Raw genomic sequence first — 20,550 nt, 5'->3', positions numbered from 1 at the left:
CTCAACCCTACCCAGCCGCGGTGCGCGCCCCCGCGACGGGGACCTAGCCGAAGAGGACGGCTGCTTCCTCATAGCGGTTCGCGGGCACGCTCTTGAGGTTTCCGAGCGCGGCATCGAACCCGACGTGGACTATGTCCGTGCCGTGCAGGGAGACCATGGTTCCCCAGCGCTGTTCCACGACCGAGTCGATGGCCGCCATGCCGAGGCGGGTCGCCAGGACCCGGTCGAAGGCGGTTGGAACGCCGCCGCGCTGGATGTGCCCCAGCACCGTGGCCCGCGTCTCGATGCCGGTCCGGGCCTCCAGCTCCGGGGCCAGCAGCTCGGCGATGCCGCCGAGGCGGGGCCGGCCGAAGGTGTCGAGCCCGCGCTCGGAGTGCGGGGACACCTGGCCCTCGGGGACAAAGCCTTCCGCGACCACCACGAGGGGTGCACGGCCGCGTTCGTGGGCGGAGACGACCCATTCGGTGATCTGTTCCATGGAAGCCTGCTGCTCCGGGATCAGGATGGCGTGGGCGCCGGAGGCCATCCCGGCGTGCAGGGCGATCCAGCCCACGTGCCGGCCCATGACCTCGGCGATCATGGTCCGGTGGTGGGATTCGCCGGTGGTGCGCAGCCGGTCGATGGCCTCGGTGGCGATCTCGACGGCGGTATCGAACCCGAAGGTGTAGTCGGTGGCGTCGAGGTCGTTGTCGACCGTCTTGGGCACACCGACGATCTTCAGGCCGGCGTCGGTCAGCCGCTTGGCAGCCGCCAGGGTGCCTTCGCCGCCGATGGCGATGATCGCGTCGATGCCGAGGCGGTCCATGTTGGCCTTGATGACCTCGGGACCGCCATTGTTCTCGAACGGGTTGGTCCGGGACGTGCCGAGGATGGTGCCGCCCTGCTTGGCGATGCCGCGGACCAGGGTGCGGGGGATGTCGATGATGTCGCCTTCGACCACGCCGCGCCAGCCGTCGAGGAATCCCACGAACTCGTGGCCGTGGACGGCGATGCCCTTCAGGACGGCGCCGCGGATCACGGCATTCAGTCCGGGGCAGTCTCCGCCGCTGGTGAGGATTCCAATTTTCATGTCTCGGCTCAAATCCTGGTTCGAAGGTGTTTACAGGCAGAGCGCCACGCTGAGCTCACGTAGAAGTCTACTGGCGGATGTGGGGAAGGACACAAACCGTGACCAGCGGTGCCCCCGCCTGACGCGGCAGTGCCCCCGCCGGATGGCGGGGGCACTGTTGTGTGCGCGGGTGTGCGTGTGCGCAGGTGCTCGGTCGCGGGGAGGGGCTCAGGGCCGGCCGGCGCGCCGTTCGAGGAAGATCTCGAGGATGATTGCGTTCCGCTGGTCGGGCAGGATCAGCCAGGCCGCCAGATAGAACACGAATGCGGGCCCGGGGATCAGGGCGAAGAGCAGGTACGCGATCCGGACGAACGCGACGTCGACGTTCAGCTTGGCGGCGATCCCGCCGCAGACGCCGCCAACCCAGCGCTGCGGGCCGCGCTTCAGGCCGAAGCCCCGGACGATGCTGAAGAACTTATCCATGGTTCAAGACTTCCTTGTTGTCAGGTCTTTGTCACGCCTGCGGGCGGACAGGAGGCCGCCGACCACCAGGGCTGCGCCGGCCCCGATCATCAGCCCGATGAGCACGTAGGTTCCATTCAGGGCCACCAGGCCCAGCCGGGAGATGATGATCAGCGCGGCCAGGGCCAGCACGATCAGTCCCCAGACCACGGTCCCCACCCGCGCCCGCGGAGCGCCGGAATCAACGGCCGTCGTGGCCGGCACGTCCGCCGGCCTGTCGAAGTCGCTCATGTCAGTTCCCTTCCTTCACGGTGATGTTGCTCAGGGTTCCCGAGACTTTGACGATCAGGCGTCCACCGGGTTTGTCCGTGTTGTAGTCGTTGTGCTGGGTGGTCATACCGCCGTGGTTGCCCCCGCCGTCGTTCAGGTTGCCCATGGTCAGGTCCGCCTGGACCTGCACGGGAACGTTGGCGGGGATGGCCACCGTGACGTTGCTGGCTGTGGCATCGAGCCGGACCACGACGTCGGAGGCCAGCGGCGGGGTCAGGTTCAGCTGCGTCAGATCAACGGTGCCGCTGCCGCCCGTGATGTCGAAGCCGTCCGCTGCCTGGGCGAGGCTCGTCGGGCTCCAGTCGACGTGTTGGAACCGTGCCCGGTCGGCGTTGGGGGCCAGGTTGAAGACCCCGCCGATGATCAGTGCGACGACGGCGAAGAATCCGAGGATCCCTGCGCTCCGGCCGCGGAGCCCGGAGACCACGATTCCGAGTCCCAGGACGGCCGCTCCGCTGGCCCAGACGACGGCGTTGCCGGCGGTGCCGAGGTTGATGGCGTGTACGGCATCCAGCGCCTTGATGCCGCCGCCGACCAGGAGTGCCAGGCCCGCCGCGATCGCGACGGCCGGAGCCCCCGGGCCGGGGTGGCGTGGCTTCGGGGCCGGTGCCGGGACGGGGGGAACGGAACCGTACGCTCCGCCGCCGTAGCCCCCCGCTCCGTAGCCGCCGCCGTAGCCGCCGGAGTTCCCGGCGGCCGGCTGTGGGGCGCCAGCCGGAGGCGCCGACCAGCCGGAGGCACCAGCGGGTGCCTCTGCCCGGGTGTGTGCGGGCAGTCCGTCCAGCGGGAGCGTCGGGTGGGCCTGGCCGTAGGCGCTGTGGACCGTTCCGTCGGCGGGGGCGTCCGGGCCCGGCGCCCAGCCCGGCCCGGGGCGGCTGTACATGGGGGTGCCGCCGTGCCGGGCTTTGTTGCGCTGGGTGAGGTAGTAGATCAGGTAGATGGCGCCGCCGACCCAAAATACTGTCCAGGCGAAGCCGCCAAAGCCGCCGTGGCTCCAGCCCCAGACCCCGCCGCCCAGGCCGGGAAATCCGAGAAGGGTGGTGATCAGGGCGCCGGTCATGCCGGAACTCCACCGTCCCGCGGCCGCCTCCTGGACGTGGATACGCCCGTCGGGCTCGGGCAGCAGGGCCCAGGCCAGGCCGTAGAGCAAGACGCCGATGCCGGCGAACACCGTGAGGACGATCAGGATGCCGCGCACGATCAGGGGGTCGACGCCGAACCGCTGCGCGATCCCGCTGGCGACTCCGCCGATCCACCGCTCGCGGCCCCGGTGCATCCCATGGCTGCGGATCCAGTCGAAGAAATTCTGCGGGTGACCTGCCGACGCCGGCGGGGTGCTGCCGGGAGCCGCAGGGTACGGGCCGCCCGGCGGGTAGAGGGGTGGCGCCTCGCCGGAGGCGCCGCCGGGCGCGGCCGGGCCGGAAGCGGTCGGGCTGCTGAAAGGATCGCCGGCGGGGCCGGCGGTGTGTCCGGTGGCGGAGTCGCTGCCGGGCGCGCCCGGGGGGCCGGCTGGCGGGGATTCCGGTGAGCCGTCCGGAGTGGTGCCCGGCGAGCTGTCCGGGCGGCCCGATGCGTTCGGGTCCTCATCTGGGTGCGGACTGTGCGGGTTCATACTTCGATCCTGCCGCCTGCGCGGTTCCGGCTCTACTGGGGAAGACCCTGAACGGCCCCTGAGTAGGCCCCGGTTCGGCCGGAAAACGGCTCCGGAAAACCCCCGTCCGTGTTTGGATTGATCCATGACAACAGTCGTTTCCCGCCCGCCGCTGGCCCGCAGCAGCGACCGCGTGATTGCCGGCGTCTGTGCCGGCCTGGCCGTCCATCTGGGCTGGCCGGTGCGGATGGTACGGATCGGCATGGTGGTGGCGGCGCTCGCCGGCGGGGCCGGCGTCGCGTTCTATGCGTGGCTATGGATCATGGTCCCCACCGCGGACGAGAGCGCCAAGCGCAACGCCAGCCGGCCGGCGTCGCCCATCGCCCCGGCCGTGAGCGGACCCGTGGCGGAGGGACCGGCCGCTGGCCGGAGCGCCGGGGTGGGAAGCGTAGGCGCCGGGGGCACCGGCGTCCGGCGCGGCCGGTTCCCCGGCATGCAATACGGCAAGGAAATCCTGCTCGGCGCCGGGCTCCTGCTGGCGGCGGCCATTCTGATTGCCCGGCTCCTGGGCGTGGACGTCCCGCTGGGCACGCTCATTCCCGTGGCCGCCATCCTCGGCGGCGCCGCGATCGCCTGGATGCAGCTGGACGAGACCCGGCGAGCCGGCATCGTGGATAAGACCAAGGCGGACCAGGCCGGCGGCTGGGCGCGGCTGGCAGCCGGACTCGGGCTGGTCATCGCGGGCGTCCTGCTGATGGTCTCCGGTTCGGGGTCCTGGGAACAGACCTGGCTGGCCCTCCTCGCCTCGGTCGCCGTGCTGGGCGGTGTTGCCCTGGTGCTGCTGCCGTGGGGGCTGAAGTTCTGGCGCGACCTCGAGGCCGAGCGCGCCGGCCGTGTGCGGGCCACCGAGCGGGCCGAGATCGCGGCGCACCTGCACGACTCCGTACTGCAGACCCTCGCGCTGATCCAGCGCCGGGCCGGCAATGAGCACGACGTCGTCCGGCTGGCCCGCGCCCAGGAACGGGAGTTGCGGGGCTGGTTGTACCGGGATCCCGAGCAGGGGGCGGGCCAGCTGTCGGACGGGATCAAGGCTGCGGCCGCCGAGGTCGAAGACTCCCTCGGTCACGCCGTCGACGTCGTCACGGTGGGGGACTGCGCCATGACCGAGCGCCTCGAAGCCGTGGTCCAGGCTGCGCGTGAAGCCATGCTCAATGCCGCGCGCCACGGCGGTGGAGCGGTCTCGGTCTACCTGGAAGTCACCGATGAAGCCGCGGAAGTTTTCGTCAAGGACCGCGGCCCGGGCTTCGACCCCGGATCGATTCCCGCCGACCGGCTGGGCGTCCGGGAATCCATGATCGGCCGGATGCGCCGCCACGGCGGGACGGCCGCCATCGCCAGCAGCGCCGACGGCACCGAGGTGCGCCTCCGGCTGCCGCTCGCGGCCACCGGCCCGGCGGGCACCGGAGCAACTGCCGGCAGCAGCACCACTGCGCCCGGAACCAACGGAGAGGACACACAGTGAGCAGCCAGCCCATGGGCACCTACGGGGCGGCGGACCCGCCCGCGGCCACGCGTGTGGTGATCGTTGACGACCACGCCATCTTCCGCTCCGGACTGAAGGCCGACCTGGACGCCGGCATCGACGTCGTCGGCGAGGCCGGAACAGTGGAAGAAGCCGTCGCCGTTATCGCGGCGGCGCGCCCCGACGTCGTGCTCCTTGATGTCCACCTTCCGGGCGGACTGGGCGGCGGCGGCCGCGACGTCCTGGCCGGCTCGGCGCCGCTGCTGGCCACCACCAAGTTCCTGGCGCTGAGCGTCTCGGATGCCGCCGAGGACGTGGTCTCGGTAATCCGCGCCGGAGCCAGGGGGTACGTCACGAAGACCATCTCCGGGGCCGAGATCAGCGACGCCGTGCGCAGGGTCGCGGGCGGCGACGCTGTCTTTTCGCCGAGGCTGGCCGGCTTTGTCCTCGATGCCTTCGGAACGGCGCCCGCGGACATCGCCGACGACGAGCTGGACCGCCTCTCGGCCCGCGAACTGGAGGTTATGCGGCTGATCGCCCGCGGCTACAGCTACAAGGAAGTGGCCAAGGAGCTGTTCATCTCGATCAAGACGGTGGAAACCCACGTCTCGGCGGTCCTGCGGAAACTCCAGCTCTCCAGCCGGCACGAACTGACCCGCTGGGCCGCGCAGCGCCGCCTCCTCTAACCCAAAGATGCGCTATCACTTTTGGTCCCTATTCCGGCGGTTTAGGGACCAAAAGTGATAGCGCATCAGGGATTTGGGGCGGCTACTTGGCCTTGCCGAGGAAGTCCTGGAGACGGCCGACGCCGGTAGCCAGGTCCTCGTCGCCCAGCGCGTAGGAGAGCCGGAGATAACCCGACGGACCGAATGCCTCACCCGGGACGACGGCGACCTCCACCTCATCGAGGATCAGTGCGGCCAGTTCAGCCGACGTCGAAGGCCGGACCGGGCCGTTCGCGGTAGGGAACTCTTTGCCCAACAGGGCGCGGATGTCGGCGTAGACGTAGAAAGCGCCCTTGGGGGTGGGGCAGTCCACGCCCTCGATCGCGTTAAGGCCGGCAACGATGGCCTTCCGCCGGCGGTCAAAGGCCACCTTCATCTCATCCACTGCGGTGAGCGGACCGGAGACCGCAGCGAGGGCGGCCATCTGCGGAACGTTGGAGACGTTGGACGTGGCGTGCGACTGCAGGTTCGTGGCGGCCTTGATCACGTCTGCCGGGCCGATCATCCAGCCAACCCGCCACCCGGTCATGGCGTAGGTCTTCGCGACGCCGTTGAGGATGACCACTTTGTCGCCCAGTTCGGGGGCGGCGGTCGCGATCGAGGTGAACGGGACGCCGTCGTACGTCAGGTGCTCATAAATTTCGTCGGTGACCACCCACAGGCCCTTGGCGGCCGCCCACTGGCCGATTTCCTTGACCTGCTCCGGTGAGTACACGGCACCGGTCGGGTTGGATGGGGACACGAAGAGCAGGATCTTGGTGCGGTCCGTGACGGCCGCTTCCAGCTGGTCCACCGTGACGAGGTAACCCTGGTCCGGACCGGCGAAAACCTCCACCGGCACGCCGCCGGCAAGCCGGATGGCCTCGGGGTAGGTGGTCCAGAACGGTGTCGGGACGATCACCTCGTCGCCCGGGTCCAGCAGCGTGGCGAAGGTGTTGTAGACGGCCTGCTTGCCGCCGTTGGTCACCAGGACCTGGGACGCCTCAGCCTTGTAGCCGGAGTCCCGGAACGTCTTTTCGGCGATGGCCTGCTTCAGTTCGGGCAGGCCGCCGGCGGGGGAGTAGCGGTGGAACTTCGGCTGGCCTGCGGCTTCGATGGCGGCCTGGACGATGTAGCCGGGGGTGGGGAAGTCGGGCTCGCCGGCCCCGAAGCCGATGACCGGGCGGCCGGCCGCCTTCAACGCCTTCGCCTTGGCATCGACAGCCAGTGTGGCGGATTCGGCTATGGCGGAAATGCGCTGGGAAATGCGGGCGGCAGGCATTGCGGGTCCGTTCTTCGCGTACAGCTCGTGGCTGGATGTGGGATTCGACGAAATCTACTCTATGCTGTTCAGCGGATCCTCCGGGGTGCCGGGTATGAATGTGACCCGAGGCGCGAAAGCGACCTCCGGGACGTTGTTTCAGCCCGCAGCCAGGGGTCCGGACGGAGCCGGTTCGACGTGGACGCAGTTGTTGCGTAGACTGGTTCTCCGGTGTTGAAAACACGATGATGGCGTGCGCCTCAGGGAAGCCTGCGGAACAAGGCAGTCTGACCCGTTTTCGATCCATAGGGTAGTGGCGCAATTGGTAGCGCAGCGGTCTCCAAAACCGCAGGTTGCAGGTTCGAGTCCTGTCTGCCCTGCGCAAGCTGTTCCGGGAATGACCGGAACCAGCGCAGCAACCATGGTTCAGTTCAGAGCCGGGTATCCGACATTGCGAGGATGAGTGAGGATCAGGTGACCGAAACAGCTGCCAGCAGCTCCAAAGGCCGCCCCGCCAAGAATGCCCCCAAGGCAGGATTCTTCGCCCGGATCGCACTCTTCGTCCGCCAGGTCATCGGCGAACTGAAGAAGGTCGTCGCGCCCACCCGCACGGAACTGATCAACTACACGCTCGTGGTGCTGGTGTTCGTGGTCATCATGATGGTGATCGTCACCCTGCTGGACCTGGCCTTCGGGACCGGAGTGAGCTGGGTCTTCGGCGGAACAGGCGCCACGGACCGCTAAGGCGACCGGTCCGCAGACCGCGTGGACCTCCGGAAATCCGGAGCTTCTGCGGGGTGTGCGGAATTGAGTCATTTAAATAGGCATGTTAGGCAATGAGGAAGCAGGAGACCAAGTGTCTGAGCAGGAGCTCGAGGTAACTGAGACTGAGCTGGATAAGAGCCAGGACGCCGCGGTGGAAGCCAGCGACGAGTCCGAGGCTGCATCTGCTGCGCCCGAATCCGACGCCGCCGACGAGACTGCTGACGAGTCCGTAGACGCCGGGGAAGCCGAAACCGAGGAAGAGGGCGACGCCCTCGCAGCGGCAGCCGCCGCGGCCGACGTCGACCCCGCCGACGAGTTCAAGGCCAAGCTCCGCCGCCAGGAGGGTGACTGGTACGTCATACACTCCTACGCCGGCTACGAAAACCGCGTCAAGGCCAACCTTGAGACCCGCATCCAGACCCTGGACATGGAAGATTACATCTTCGAGATCCAGGTCCCGATGGAGGAAGTCGTGGAGATCAAGAACGCTCAGCGCAAGGTCATCAACCGCGTCCGCATCCCCGGCTACGTCCTGGTCCGCATGGATCTGACGGACGCCTCCTGGGGCGCCGTCCGCCACACCCCCGGTGTCACCGGCTTCGTGGGCAACGCCCACAACCCCGTGCCGCTGCGCCTCGACGAGGTCTTCTCCATGCTCGCCCCGGTCTTCGAAGAAGAGCAGGCCGAGAAGGGCAAGCCGGTCAACAAGCAGAGCCAGGTTCCCGTGGCCGTTGACTTCGAAGTCGGCGAATCCGTCATCGTCAAGGAAGGTCCGTTCGAGACCCTTCCGGCCACGATCTCCGAGATCAAGCCGGAGTCCCAGACCCTGGTGGTCCTGGTTTCCATCTTCGAGCGCGAAACCCCTGTCACCCTGGCGTTCAACCAGGTCAGCAAGATCTAGCTCCACCCACAGAATTCGCCCCGGGCTGCCCGCTTAGCAGCCCCGGAGCGGCCGGCCGCCTCGCCATGGCGGCCACCAACCTGAGGCACGCTCCTGTGCCCCAGGACGTATTTGAGAGAAGGACCTACATTGGCTCCCAAGAAGAAGGTCACCGGCCTCATCAAGCTGCAGATCCAGGCAGGTGCCGCTAACCCGGCCCCGCCGATCGGTCCTGCGCTTGGCCAGCACGGTGTCAACATCATGGAATTCTGCAAGGCGTACAACGCTGCGACGGAAGCCCAGCGCGGCAACGTTATTCCGGTTGAAATCACGGTCTACGAGGACCGCTCGTTCACGTTCATCACCAAGACCCCGCCGGCTGCAGAGCTCATCAAGAAGGCTGCAGGCGTCGCCAAGGGTTCGGCTACCCCGCACACCGTCAAGGTTGCCAAGCTGACCCAGGCCCAGGTCAACGAGATCGCCACCACCAAGATGGAAGACCTCAACGCCACCAGCCTGGAAGGCGCCGCGAAGATCATCGCCGGCACCGCCCGCTCCATGGGTATCACCGTCGAGGGTTAATTCCCTTTTGCTGATGCGACGGGACGGGAAACCGATCACGACGCCGTCAGCACCGCCGGCCAGCCGGCACCACCTAAACATTGAATAGCGGGAACCCGGCCGGGAACATCTGGCCGAGACCCGACTGTGGCAGGGCCCAGCGCGGTCCGCAGACCACACCTGCACAAGGAGAATAAGCAGCATGGCAAAGCGCAGCAAAGCATATGAGGCAGCCGCCGCCAAGATCGACGCGGAGAAGTTCTACGCGCCGTTCGAGGCAGTGACCCTCGCCAAGGACACCAACCCATCCAAGTTCGACGCCACCGTTGAGGTTGCCTTCCGCCTCGGCGTCGACCCCCGCAAGGCCGACCAGATGGTCCGCGGCACCGTCAACCTGCCGCACGGTACCGGTAAGGTCGCCCGCGTCCTCGTCTTCGCCACCGGCGACAAGGCTGAGGCCGCAATCGCAGCCGGCGCCGACTTCGTTGGTTCCGACGACCTGATCGAAAAGATCGCCGGCGGCTGGACCGACTTCGACGCCGCCGTCGCCACCCCGGACCTCATGGGTAAGGTTGGCCGCCTGGGTAAGGTCCTCGGCCCGCGTAACCTCATGCCGAACCCGAAGACCGGCACCGTGACCGCTGACGTCACCAAGGCTGTCAACGACATCAAGGGCGGCAAGATCGACTTCCGCGTCGACAAGCACTCGAACCTGCACTTCATCATCGGCAAGGTTTCCTTCGACGCCGTCAAGCTGGCCGAGAACTACGCAGCAGCACTGGAAGAGGTCCTTCGCCTGAAGCCGTCCGCTTCCAAGGGCCGCTACATCCAGAAGGCCACCGTGGCCACCACGTTCGGCCCGGGCATCTCGGTTGACCCCAACGTCACCAAGGTCCTGACCGAGGTCTAGTCCTCACCCGCTTGCAGCAGCAAGTAACGAAAAGACCGTCCCGCTCACGCGGGGCGGTCTTTTCTGCTTTTCGGGCGCCAGTTAGGCTGGGCCGGTGACTGCATCGACGTATCTGATCGAGCCACTGGTCCTGCCCGAGTCCCTTGAAGGACTTGGCGCGGCGGAGTTCCTGGAATTCGGGCAACTCTGCGACGCCCTGACCCTTGAAACGTGGGGGAATCTGGACCGTGCGTCGGCGGCCGCGGCCCGGCTGCGTTTCTGGCGGGACAACGCCTACACGCGGACGCGGCTGTTCTTCGTCCGCGTCGACGGCAAGATGGCAGCGAAGTCCTGGGTCAGGTTCGAGCAGCAGGAAAACCTCGGCAGTGCACTCCTGCACGTGGCCGTACTCAACGAGTACACCGGCCGCGGTATTGGACGGGCGCTGCTGGAACATGCCGAGGCCCTCGCGGCCGGCGATGGCCGCACCACCCTGATGACCTTCACGGAACACCCGGCGGACTTCGACGCCGACGGTCCGGACGTTGTCGTGCCCCTGACGGGCACCGGCGCCTTGCCGGCAACGGCGCCTGGCGTGCGGTTCGCGGCCGCCACCGGCTACCGGCTGGAGCAGGTCGAACGGTTCAGCAGCCTGGACGTGGCCGCCGCGGCACCAGGGCTGGACGGGCTGGAGAGCGGGGCGCAGGCCAGGGCCGCCGGATACGAGCTCCTGACCTGGACCGACCGCTGCCCGGATGAGTACGTCGCCCAGCTGGCCGTACTGATGTCGCGAATGAGCACGGACGCCCCGATGGGCGGCCTCAGTTTCGACGCCGAGACGTGGGACGTCGCGCGCGTCCGGCACGTGGAGGACACCTGGCAGCGGGCCGGCAACACCTCCCTGGTGGCGGCGGCCCGGCACGTGGAGACCGGAGAGCTCGCGGCGTACTCGGTGCTGGAGCTCGCGCCCAGCAAACCGTGGCTCGCCGAACAGGATGACACGCTGGTGGCAGCCAGCCATCGCGGGCACCGCCTGGGGATGCTGGTCAAGATCGCCAATCTGCGGCGCCTGGCCGATTTTCCGGACGTGGAGCGGGTGACCACCTTCAACGCTGCCGAGAACAGCCACATGCTGGCGATCAACATCGCCCTCGGCTTCCGGCCCGCGGGCTGGGACGGGGAATGGCAACGCTCCGTCGCCCCGGAGAATGCTTCCCAAGCCGGGTGACAACCCGCGGCCGGGCCCGGCCCGCAACTGGCCCGCGTGGGGCATGGAATGCGGGCCCCAACGGGCATATGCTGACGCTTGACAGCCCGGTGGAAGCCGGGCGGAACGCACGGCGGCAGGATGGCTGGGAACATGCCCGCTAAGGCAGAGGAAGTACGGGTCGAGCAGCTCTGGATCCCCGATTCGCTGGACGGACCGGATGCCGCGGACTTCCTTGCCGCCGTCGAAGTCGGCCGCAAAGTCCGCATGCAGACGTGGGGGAGCGACGATCTCGCCTACTCCCCGCTGGAGAAGCTGTTGGAGATGGCGGACCCCTACGAGCGACAGGTCATCCTGGTGGCCAAGGTCGACGGCGTCATTGTCGGCACCGCTGACGTGGCCCTGCCCCTGGCGGACAACCTGGACCTCGCCGAATTCACCCTGGATATCCTGCCCGAGTTCCAGGGCCGCGGCGTGGGCCGGCAGTTGCTGGAAGCCGCGGAGCACCTGGCCCGGGACGAGGGACGGCGGACCATCCTGATTGATACAAACCACCCTGGGGCGAGCCTGGCGGACAGCGCGGCCGGGCAGCTCATCCCCGGCTCCGGCATGGGGTTTGTTCCGCTGAACAGCCGGGAGGTGGAGTTCGCGCAGCACACCGGGTACACGCTCCAGCACATCGAGCAGTTCAGCTCCTGCGCCCTTCCGCTGGACAGCAAGGTGGTCGCGGACCTGCAGGCCGAAGCCGAGGAAGCCAACGCCGGACGGTACCGGCTGCACCACTGGACGGACCGCTGCCCGGACCAGTGGCTCGAGGCCGTCGTCGCCCTCGAAAACCGGGCCGGGGAGGGCAGCTCTCCCGGGGCCGGCGATGAGGAGCTGGTCTTCGACGGCGGCATCCTCCGGGAGGCCGAAGAGGTCGCCATCGCGCAGGGCCGCCGGACGGTGGTCACCGCCGTCGAGCACATTGCCACCGGGTCGCTGGCCGGCCTGACCACCATCAGCGTGCTGGCGCTGCGCCCCGACGTCGTCTTCCAGGATGACACCGTGGTCCTGGCCGAGCACCGCGGGAACAAACTGGGGCTGCTGATCAAGGTCGCCAACATGGAACGCCTCACGGAACAGTTCCCGGACGCCCGGGTCCTGTACACCTGGAACGCGCCGGAGAACCGGTATCTGCTGACCGTCAACCAGCAGCTCGGCTTCACCACCGCGGGGGTCACCGGTATCTGGCAAAAGGAGCTCCCCGACCTCGGGCCCAGTGTCAGCTGAGCCGATTTGGAGCTGCCGGGGTCCTTCCCGTAAGCTGGGGGAACCAAAGACCGTCGGTTGTTGGAAATCCACTCTCCTGAGCATCGCTCACTTCTGCAGTTGTGTGCGGGGGATCAAAGTAGATTTCCGGACGAAGGACCCCCATCGCAGGGCGGCCGGCGCAGGTGAACGAAGCAAAGCTCCGCGGCTGACCCGCGTTGAGACAAGCCCCGTGCATCTGCGCGGGGCGTTTTTAGTTTTAGCGATCCTGAGGGGACCCGGAATACCGGCACTATCCCCGGAAGGAGGGTTATGGCAACGCCTACCAAGGTTTCAGCAGTAGCTGAGATCACTAACGATTTCAAGGAATCGAACGCCGCTGTCCTGACCGAATACCGTGGGCTCACCGTTGCACAGCTCAAGCAGCTGCGTGTTTCTCTCGGCCAGGACACCAAGTTCGCGGTCGTCAAGAACACCCTGACCGCCATTGCAGCCAAGGAAGCCGGCGTCGAAGCATTCGACGGCCAGCTTGCCGGCCCCACTGCAATCGCGTTCATCAAGGGTGACGCTGTTGCAGCTGCCAAGAGCCTGACGGATTTTGCCAAGGCTAACAAGCAGCTGGTCATCAAGACCGGTTACTTCGAGGGCAAGGCACTGAACGCCAGCGAAGTTGCTGCCCTGGCAGCACTCGAGTCCCGCGAGCTGCAGCTCGCCAAGGTTGCAGGCATCCTCAAGGCTCCTGCTGCCGCTGCTGCACGCATCATTGACGCCCTGCGCCTCAAGCTTGAAGAAGAGAACGGTGCACCGGCAGCTGCCGAAGCACCCGCCGCTGAAGAAGCCCCGGCCGCAGAAGCAGCAGAGACCGAAGCTCCGGCCGAGGCCGCAGCAACCGAAGAGAACTAACTCTCTTTCAACCAAGACTCCGGTGCGAAGCAACGGCCCAGGCCGCCCAGCACCACCTATAGGAAGGACGCCACACCATGGCGAAGCTCAGCAACGAAGAGCTCATTGAAGCTTTCAAGGAACTGACCATCATCGAGCTCTCCGAGTTCGTCAAGCTCTTCGAAGAGACCTTCGAAGTTACCGCTGCTGCTGTCGCAGTTGCCGGCCCGGCCGGTGGCGGAGCTGCTGAAGAAGCCGAAGAGAAGACCGACTTCGACGTCGTCCTCGAATCTGCTGGCGACAAGAAGATCGCAGTGATCAAGGAAGTTCGCGCCATCACCTCCCTCGGCCTCAAGGAAGCCAAGGACCTGGTTGACAGCGCACCGAAGGCTGTCCTCGAAGGCGCCACCAAGGAAGCTGCTGAGAAGGCCAAGGAGCAGCTCGAGGCTGCCGGCGCCACCGTTACCCTCAAGTAACACTCGCAGTTCCGGAAGGCTTCACGCTTTCCACCCGGGAAACCCCGTCCACTTCGGTGGGCGGGGTTTCCTGCGTTCCGGAGGCTTCGCGGGACTGCCGCGCAGACGGCGGCCCGAAGGTGAATCCTGCGTAAATGATGGCGGGCTCTCCTTTTCAGGACGCAGCAGCCGCCCTAGACTTTGGCTTTGTGCCGACCGGCCGCGAAACCCCTGAGGAGCTCATACAATGACCGATCCCAACCCGTCGTTCTCCCGCCGCGCCATGCTCACCGCGGCGTTCGTTGGCGGCAGCGCCGCCGCAGCGACGCTCTCCGGGGCCCCGGCCGCCCACGCAGCACCCGCCAACGGGAAGAAGCAGTTCACCCTCACGGTGCTGGGCACCACCGACCTGCACAACAACGTCTTCAACTGGGACTACTTCAAGGACGTTCCGTACTCGGACAGCTCGGGCAACAAGATCGGCATCGCCCAGGCGGCCACCCTGATCAAGGCCGTTCGGGCCGAACGCGGCGCCGGCAACACCCTCACCATAGACTCCGGTGACACCATCCAGGGCACGCCCCTGGCCTACTACTTCGCCAAGGTGAACCCCATTTCCGACACCGTCAAGCACCCCATGGCCCTGGCCATGAACGCCGTGGGCTACGACGCCGTCGCCCTCGGAAACCACGAGTTCAACTACGGGATCCCCATGCTGCGGACCTGGGAGAAGCAGCTTGATTTCCCGTTGCTCGGCGCCAACGTCCACGACGCCGTCAGCGGCGGGCGGGCATTCACGCCGTACGTCCTCAAGCGGGTCAAGACAGGGAACGGCTGGGTGACTGTGGGCCTGGTCGGCTTCGTGACTCCCGGGTGCGCGCTCTGGGACCGCGACAACGTGCAGGGCAAGCTCGACTTCAACGGCATCGTCGAGGAAGCCAAGACGGTCATCCCGGAAATGAAGGCGGCCGGGGCTGACGTCGTTATCGTCTCCAGCCACTCGGGCGCCACCCCGGGTTCCTCCTACGGGGATGCGCTGCCGTTCCCCGAGAACGCGTCCACCCAGCTCGCCGAAGAGGTTCCAGGGATTGACGCCATCCTGGTGGGGCACGCGCACCTGGAGATCCCAGAGCGGTTCGTCACCAACAAAGCCACCGGCCGGCAGGTTCTCCTGACCGAGCCGCTCAAATGGGGCATGCGCGTCGCCGTCATCGATCTGGACCTCGTCAAGGACCGCGGAGAGTGGAAGGTGGCCTCGGCCCACTCACACCTGCTGGATGCCAAGACCGTGGACCCGGACCCCGCCGTTGTCAACGCGGTGCAGGCCGGGCACGAGGCCACCGTGAAGTACGTGAACCAGGTCATTGGCACCTCCACCGCGCCGCTGTCCACGGCCACCGCCTGCTGGGGCGATTCCGCCGCGATCGATGCGATCAACTACGTCCAGGCGGCCACCATCAAAGCCGAACTCGCCAACGGCCCGGCAGCGGCACTCCCGGTGCTGTCCATCGCGGCGGCCTTCTCCCGGTCGGTGGATGTGAAGGCCGGCCCGCTGACCATCCGCGACGTGGCGGGCCTCTACATCTTCGACAACACGCTGCTCTCCATCAAGGTCACGGGCGCGCAGGTCAAGGCCTACCTGGAGTGGTCGGCCCAGTACTTCAAGCCGGTCAGCGGCACTACCGCGCGCGCCCAGGACGTCACGAACGCGGCCACCGCCATCGCGCCGAACGGCACCCCGGATTACAACTACGACGTCGTGTACGGGCTGGACGCGCCGTTGAATTACGAGATCGACCTGGGCCGCCCGGTGGGGGACAGGATCATGAATCTCACCTACGGCGGCGCCCCCGTGCCGGCGGACAAGGAATTTGCCATGGCCATCAACAACTACCGCCAGAGCGGTGGCGGCAACTTCCCCGCGGTCAAGACAGCTCCGGTCCTCTCCAACAGCCAGCAGGAGATCCGGCAGCGCATCATCGACTACGTCGTGGCCCGTGGGACGCTCGACGCCTCGGTCTTCAGCCAGGACAACTGGCGGCTCACGGTCAACGGGCAAGCCCTGACAGTCACAGCCTGACGCACTGAGCTCCCATCGACTGCTCCGTAACCGCCGTTTTCAGCGCCCAGAACGGCACCTACGGAGCAGTCGATGCGCCAGGCACGTGTTAACCGGGCTGGGCTACGTCGTTACTGGACCGGATCGGTGATGTCCGCGACGACGGCGCCGAGGGCGGCGGTCAGTGCGTCCGGGTGGACGAATGCGCTGTAGCCGTGCTCACCGGCACCCATCGAGATCCGGCGGCCGGCGATGGTGCTGTCCGCGTACACAGGCCACGCGGTGGTGCTGCCGAGCGGGGTGATGGTGCCCCGCTCGTAGCCGGTCGCAGCGAGGGCGACGTCGGCGCTGGGCAGGGACAGCTTGTTGACTCCGACCAGCTGGCGGAGTTTGGGCCAGGAGATCTGGCGGTCGCCGGGGACAAGGGCGAAGAGGAAGCTGCCGTCCTTGTGCTTGACCACAAGGGACTTCACGATGTCGCCGGGGCTGATGCCGAGGATGGCCGCGGCCTCCTCCAGGCTGCTCGCGGCCATCCGCTCCACCAGTTCCACCGTGATCCCGCGTGCGGCGGCGTCGGCGAGGAAGCGTTTCCTGCCGGTGCTCCCGCCGTGGTGGTGCCCGGAAGGAAGACCGGCTGCGGGGCCGGAAGCCTGCCCCGCAGCCGGGTGTGCCGTGGGTTCGGTCATCAGTCGCGGTACAGCAGGAGGGCCTCGCCCTGCCCGCCGCCGCCGCAGAGGGACACGGCGGCCTTGCCGGTGCCGCGGCGCTTCAGCTCGTGGGCCGCGTGCAGGGCCAGCCGTGCTCCGGATGCGCCGATCGGGTGGCCCAGGGCAATCGCGCCGCCGTGGATGTTGCACTGTTCGAGCGGGTAGTCCAGGTCCTTGAGGGACTGCACAGCCACGGAGCCGAAGGCCTCGTTGATCTCGATGAAGTCCAGGTCCGCGGCTGACCATCCGGCCTTATCCAGTGCGCTCTTGATCGCGTTGGACGGCTGGGAGTGCAGCGAATTGTCCGGTCCGGCGACCTGTCCGGGCGTGCCGACCACGGCCAGGTACTCCAGTCCGTGGTCCTCGGCGAACTGCCGCGAGGTGAGGACCAGGGCGGCTGCCCCGTCGGAGAGCGGCGAGGAGTTGCCGGCCGTGATGGTGCCGTCCGTGGCGAACGCGGCACGCAGCCCGGCCAGGGAGGAAACCGACGTGTCCGGACGGATGCCCTCGTCGGCGCTGACCACCAGGGGGTCACCCTTGCGCTGCTTGACGCTGATCGGCGCGATCTCGCCGTCGAAGACGCCATCCTTCGCAGCCGATGCGGCGCGCTGGTGCGAGGCCGCGGCCACCTCGTCCTGGGAGGCGCGGTCGATGCCGAGGGTGACATTCTTGCTCTCCGTGGACAGTCCCATCGACTGGCCGTCGAAGGCGTCGGTGAGGCCGTCGTGGGCGGCGGCGTCGAGCGCCTGGATGGAACCGTACGTCCAGCCCTGCCGGGAGCCGGGCAGCAGGTGCGGCGCCCGGGTCATGGACTCCTGGCCGCCGGCGACCACCACGGTGGCATCCCCGCTGCGGATCAGCCGGGCCGCGTCGATCACGGCGGTAAGGCCGGAAAGGCACACCTTGTTGATGGTGACGGTGGGAACGTTCCAGCCGATGCCTGCCCCGATGGCACTCTGCCGGGCCGGGTTCTGCCCGGCGCCGGCCTGCAGGACCTGGCCCATGATTACTGAATCGACCTGGTCAGCCTTGACTCCGCTGGCAGCAAGGGCGGCGCGGATTGCGTGGGCACCGAGTTCGACGGCGGTGAAGCTGGCCAGCTGCCCGTTGAGCCGGCCCTGGGGGGTGCGGGCGGCTGCGAGGATGACAACATCATTGTTGTCCGCGGAGTTGTTCATGGTTATCTCTTCCGATCTCTAACGATGTTCTTCAAGGCTATCGTGAGCCCCGTCACGGTGCTATTCGGCAGGGAGGGCGGGAGCGCCGGCGCCGGGGGACGTGCTTGCATTCACGCCGCAAGTGGGGTAGACAAGTAGGTTGCTTTGCCGTATCGTAGATATTTGCGTCTTCCCTGTTTACCTTCAGCCTTCATATAGCGGTGGGCTTAGCCTGACAGCTGCTCCATCAATGTGCCGTCTACAACGTGCACCAGCATGGTCAGCGTGGGTTCCCGGGTCATATAGCGGAACCGGATTGGTAGCACTGCGGAGTCACTTTCGCAGGGTGCATAACGGGGGAGATCTGAAAACGCCTGAAGGTCTGTGGAAGGATCCCTCTTGGTCGCCTCGAGCACCTCTAATGTAAACAACGCTACCGCTATCAATGCCGACAGCACCGACGGTGCAACCCGCCGGCTCTCCTTCGCAAAGATTCACGAACCGCTTGACGTTCCGAATCTGCTTGCCCTGCAAACGGACAGCTTCGACTGGCTGGTCGGAAACGAACGCTGGCAGGCACGCGTCGCGAAGGCCGTCGAAGAGGGCGACCTCAGCGTCGCCACCACGTCGGGCCTGTCTGACATCTTCGAAGAGATCTCCCCGATCGAGGACTTCCAGGGCACCATGTCCCTGAGCTTCTCCGAGCCGGAGTTCGCTGACCCGAAGTACACCATGGCCGAGTGCAAGGACCGGGACGCTACGTACTCGGCTCCGCTGTACGTCAAGGCCGAGTTCATGAACAACAACACGGGCGAAATCAAGCAGCAGACCGTGTTCATGGGCGACTTCCCGCTGATGACCGAGAAGGGCACCTTCGTCGTTAACGGCACCGAGCGTGTCGTCGTGTCCCAGCTCGTCCGCTCCCCGGGCGCCTACTTCGAGCGCACCGCCGACAAGACCAGCGACAAGGACATCTTCACCGCGAAGATCATCCCGTCCCGCGGCGCCTGGTTCGAACTCGAAATCGACAAGCGCGACCAGGTCGGTGTCCGCCTCGACCGCAAGCGCAAGCAGTCCGTCACGGTGCTGCTGAAGGCCCTCGGCTGGACCGAAGGCCAGATCCTCGAGGAATTCGGCCAGTACGACTCCATGCGCGCGACGCTGGAGAAGGACGCCACCGAAACCCGCGAAGACGCCTTGCTGGACATCTACCGGAAGCTGCGACCGGGCGAGCCGCCCACCGTCGAGGCTGCCCAGTCCCTGCTGGACAACCTGTACTTCAACTCCAAGCGCTACGATCTGGCCAAGGTTGGCCGTTACAAGATCAACCGCAAGCTCGGCATCGACCGCTCCCTTGGTGACAAGGAAGCCTCCGTGCTGCACGTTGAAGACATCGTTGCCATGATCAAGTTCCTGGTAGCCCTGCACGCCGGTGAGAAGACCCTCACGGGCAAGCGCGACGGCCAGGACCACGAACTCCGCGTCGAGATCGATGACATCGACCACTTCGGCAACCGCCGCATCCGCGCCGTCGGCGAGCTCATCGAGAACCAGGTCCGCACCGGCCTGTCCCGTATGGAGCGCGTTGTCCGCGAGCGGATGACCACCCAGGACGTCGAGGCCATCACGCCGCAGACCCTGATCAACATCCGCCCCGTCGTGGCAGCCATCAAGGAGTTCTTCGGAACGTCCCAGCTGTCCCAGTTCATGGACCAGAACAACCCGCTCTCGGGTCTGACCCACAAGCGCCGCCTGTCCGCGCTTGGCCCGGGTGGTCTGTCCCGTGACCGCGCCGGCATGGAAGTCCGTGACGTGCACCCGTCCCACTACGGACGTATGTGCCCCATCGAAACCCCTGAAGGCCCGAACATCGGCCTGATCGGTTCGCTGGCTTCCTACGGACGCATCAACCCGTTCGGTTTCATCGAAACCCCGTACCGCCTTGTTTCCGAAGGTGTCGTCTCCGATGAGGTCCAGTACCTCACCGCCGACGACGAGGCCGAGGTCCTGATCGCTCAGGCCAACGCGCCGCTCGACGAGAACAAGCGTTTCGCCGAAGAGACCGTCCTGGTCCGCGCCCGCGGTGGTGGAGGCGAGCCCGTGCTGGTCCCCGCCGCCGACGTCGAGTTCATGGACGTTTCCCCGCGCCAGATGGTGTCTGTGGCTACCGCCCTGATCCCGTTCCTCGAGCATGACGATGCCAACCGTGCACTCATGGGTGCCAACATGCAGCGCCAGGCTGTGCCGCTGGTCCGTTCCGAGGCGCCGTTCGTCGGCACCGGCATGGAGCGCGCCGCCGCTGTCGACGCCGGTGACGTCACCATCGCCAAGAAGGCCGGTGTGGTCACCGAGGTTTCGGCTGAACTCGTCATCGTGCTCAACGACGACGGTACCGAGACCAACTACCGGATCAACAAGTTCGCGCGTTCCAACCAGGGCAACTGCTACAACAACCGCGTCCTGGTCAACGAAGGCCAGCGCCTGGAAGTCGGCGGCATCATCGCCGACGGCCCGGCAACGGACCAGGGTGAACTCGCCCTCGGTAAGAACCTGCTCGTGGCATTCATGTCATGGGAAGGCCATAACTTCGAGGACGCCATCATCCTGTCCCAGCGGATCGTGGCCGAGGACGTCCTGTCCTCGATTCACATCGAGGAGCACGAGATCGATGCCCGCGACACCAAGCTTGGTGCCGAGGAAATCACCCGTGACATCCCGAACGTGTCCGAGGAAGTCCTGGCAGGCCTGGACGAGCGCGGCATCATCCACATCGGTGCCGAGGTTGAGGCCGGCGACATCCTGGTCGGTAAGGTCACCCC

19 protein-coding genes and 1 tRNA gene are annotated in these 20,550 nt (G+C 66.8%); 13 read left to right on the top strand and 7 right to left on the bottom strand.

Going from position 1 to position 20,550, the window contains the following annotated elements; translation table 11 throughout:
• Positions 1-43: 43 nt before the first annotated feature.
• The 4 genes from AC1DBE_RS10745 to AC1DBE_RS10730 all read right to left on the bottom strand — a co-directional run bounded on the left by AC1DBE_RS10745 (position 44) and on the right by AC1DBE_RS10730 (position 3,452).
• A complete protein-coding gene (locus tag AC1DBE_RS10745; protein ID WP_476970500.1) occupies positions 44-1,069 on the bottom strand; it encodes a 6-phosphofructokinase in 1,026 nt (341 codons plus the stop codon).
• Positions 1,070-1,276: 207 nt separating this feature from the next.
• Positions 1,277-1,531, bottom strand: a complete 255-nt coding sequence (locus AC1DBE_RS10740; protein ID WP_476970499.1) for a PspC domain-containing protein — start codon at positions 1,529-1,531, stop codon at positions 1,277-1,279.
• 3 nt (positions 1,532-1,534) lie between these two features.
• A complete protein-coding gene (locus AC1DBE_RS10735) occupies positions 1,535-1,801 on the bottom strand; it encodes a hypothetical protein (RefSeq protein WP_476877806.1) in 267 nt (88 codons plus the stop codon).
• 1 nt (position 1,802) lies between these two features.
• On the bottom strand, positions 1,803-3,452 hold the full coding sequence (locus AC1DBE_RS10730) for a PspC domain-containing protein (RefSeq protein WP_476970498.1): 1,650 nt from the start codon (positions 3,450-3,452) through the stop codon (positions 1,803-1,805).
• 124 nt (positions 3,453-3,576) lie between these two features.
• Here AC1DBE_RS10730 and AC1DBE_RS10725 point away from each other — a divergent pair, with 124 nt between their 5' ends.
• Positions 3,577-4,953 carry an ATP-binding protein gene (locus tag AC1DBE_RS10725; protein WP_476970497.1) on the top strand — a complete coding sequence of 459 codons (1,377 nt, stop codon included), beginning with the start codon at positions 3,577-3,579 and terminating at the stop codon, positions 4,951-4,953.
• 11 nt (positions 4,954-4,964) lie between these two features.
• Positions 4,965-5,639 carry a LuxR C-terminal-related transcriptional regulator gene (locus AC1DBE_RS10720; RefSeq protein ID WP_476970584.1) on the top strand — a complete coding sequence of 225 codons (675 nt, stop codon included), beginning with the start codon at positions 4,965-4,967 and terminating at the stop codon, positions 5,637-5,639.
• Positions 5,640-5,721: 82 nt separating this feature from the next.
• On the opposite strand, the gene AC1DBE_RS10715 is transcribed toward AC1DBE_RS10720, so the two are convergent.
• Positions 5,722-6,939 carry a pyridoxal phosphate-dependent aminotransferase gene (locus AC1DBE_RS10715; protein WP_476970496.1) on the bottom strand — a complete coding sequence of 406 codons (1,218 nt, stop codon included), beginning with the start codon at positions 6,937-6,939 and terminating at the stop codon, positions 5,722-5,724.
• Between the two features lie 286 nt (positions 6,940-7,225).
• Between AC1DBE_RS10715 and AC1DBE_RS10710 the strand changes: the two genes are divergently transcribed.
• From AC1DBE_RS10710 to AC1DBE_RS10665, 10 genes are all read left to right on the top strand, one after another.
• Positions 7,226-7,298: transfer RNA gene (locus AC1DBE_RS10710), tRNA-Trp, on the top strand.
• A 79-nt stretch (positions 7,299-7,377) separates the two neighbouring features.
• The gene (gene secE, locus AC1DBE_RS10705; protein ID WP_476970495.1) at positions 7,378-7,662 is read left to right on the top strand and encodes a preprotein translocase subunit SecE; all 285 of its coding nucleotides are present in this window, start codon (positions 7,378-7,380) and stop codon (positions 7,660-7,662) included.
• 112 nt (positions 7,663-7,774) lie between these two features.
• Complete coding sequence (nusG, locus tag AC1DBE_RS10700) at positions 7,775-8,584, top strand: transcription termination/antitermination protein NusG (RefSeq protein ID WP_476970494.1); 810 nt, start codon at positions 7,775-7,777, stop codon at positions 8,582-8,584.
• A 129-nt stretch (positions 8,585-8,713) separates the two neighbouring features.
• The gene (gene rplK, locus AC1DBE_RS10695; protein WP_018773647.1) at positions 8,714-9,145 is read left to right on the top strand and encodes a 50S ribosomal protein L11; all 432 of its coding nucleotides are present in this window, start codon (positions 8,714-8,716) and stop codon (positions 9,143-9,145) included.
• Positions 9,146-9,326: 181 nt separating this feature from the next.
• Positions 9,327-10,034, top strand: a complete 708-nt coding sequence (rplA, locus tag AC1DBE_RS10690) for a 50S ribosomal protein L1 (RefSeq protein ID WP_476862376.1) — start codon at positions 9,327-9,329, stop codon at positions 10,032-10,034.
• Between the two features lie 94 nt (positions 10,035-10,128).
• Entirely contained in the window at positions 10,129-11,241 is a 1,113-nt protein-coding gene (locus AC1DBE_RS10685; protein WP_476970493.1) for a GNAT family N-acetyltransferase, read from the top strand.
• Positions 11,242-11,373: 132 nt separating this feature from the next.
• A complete protein-coding gene (locus AC1DBE_RS10680; protein ID WP_476877798.1) occupies positions 11,374-12,492 on the top strand; it encodes a GNAT family N-acetyltransferase in 1,119 nt (372 codons plus the stop codon).
• A 291-nt stretch (positions 12,493-12,783) separates the two neighbouring features.
• Positions 12,784-13,374, top strand: a complete 591-nt coding sequence (gene rplJ / locus AC1DBE_RS10675) for a 50S ribosomal protein L10 (protein WP_138768559.1) — start codon at positions 12,784-12,786, stop codon at positions 13,372-13,374.
• Positions 13,375-13,451: 77 nt separating this feature from the next.
• A complete protein-coding gene (gene rplL / locus AC1DBE_RS10670; protein ID WP_476877797.1) occupies positions 13,452-13,829 on the top strand; it encodes a 50S ribosomal protein L7/L12 in 378 nt (125 codons plus the stop codon).
• 226 nt (positions 13,830-14,055) lie between these two features.
• A complete protein-coding gene (locus AC1DBE_RS10665) occupies positions 14,056-15,888 on the top strand; it encodes a bifunctional metallophosphatase/5'-nucleotidase (RefSeq protein ID WP_476970492.1) in 1,833 nt (610 codons plus the stop codon).
• Positions 15,889-15,998: 110 nt separating this feature from the next.
• Here the strand turns inward: AC1DBE_RS10665 and AC1DBE_RS10660 are convergent, their stop codons facing one another.
• Together AC1DBE_RS10660 and AC1DBE_RS10655 are read right to left on the bottom strand one after the other, a co-directional pair.
• Positions 15,999-16,553, bottom strand: a complete 555-nt coding sequence (locus AC1DBE_RS10660) for an aminoacyl-tRNA deacylase (protein ID WP_476970491.1) — start codon at positions 16,551-16,553, stop codon at positions 15,999-16,001.
• Positions 16,553-17,752 carry an acetyl-CoA C-acetyltransferase gene (locus tag AC1DBE_RS10655; protein WP_476970490.1) on the bottom strand — a complete coding sequence of 400 codons (1,200 nt, stop codon included), beginning with the start codon at positions 17,750-17,752 and terminating at the stop codon, positions 16,553-16,555. Before AC1DBE_RS10655 ends, AC1DBE_RS10660 begins: the two co-directional genes overlap by 1 nt.
• Before the next feature lie 378 nt (positions 17,753-18,130).
• Here AC1DBE_RS10655 and rpoB point away from each other — a divergent pair.
• A partial coding sequence (gene rpoB / locus AC1DBE_RS10650) for a DNA-directed RNA polymerase subunit beta (protein ID WP_476970489.1) occupies positions 18,131-20,550 on the top strand: 2,420 nt, incomplete at its 3' end.

The organism is Arthrobacter sp. 10T416 (assembly GCF_056394165.1).
The sequence above is the reverse complement of the archived record's forward strand: the minus strand, read 5'-3'. Positions and strand labels throughout refer to the sequence as shown.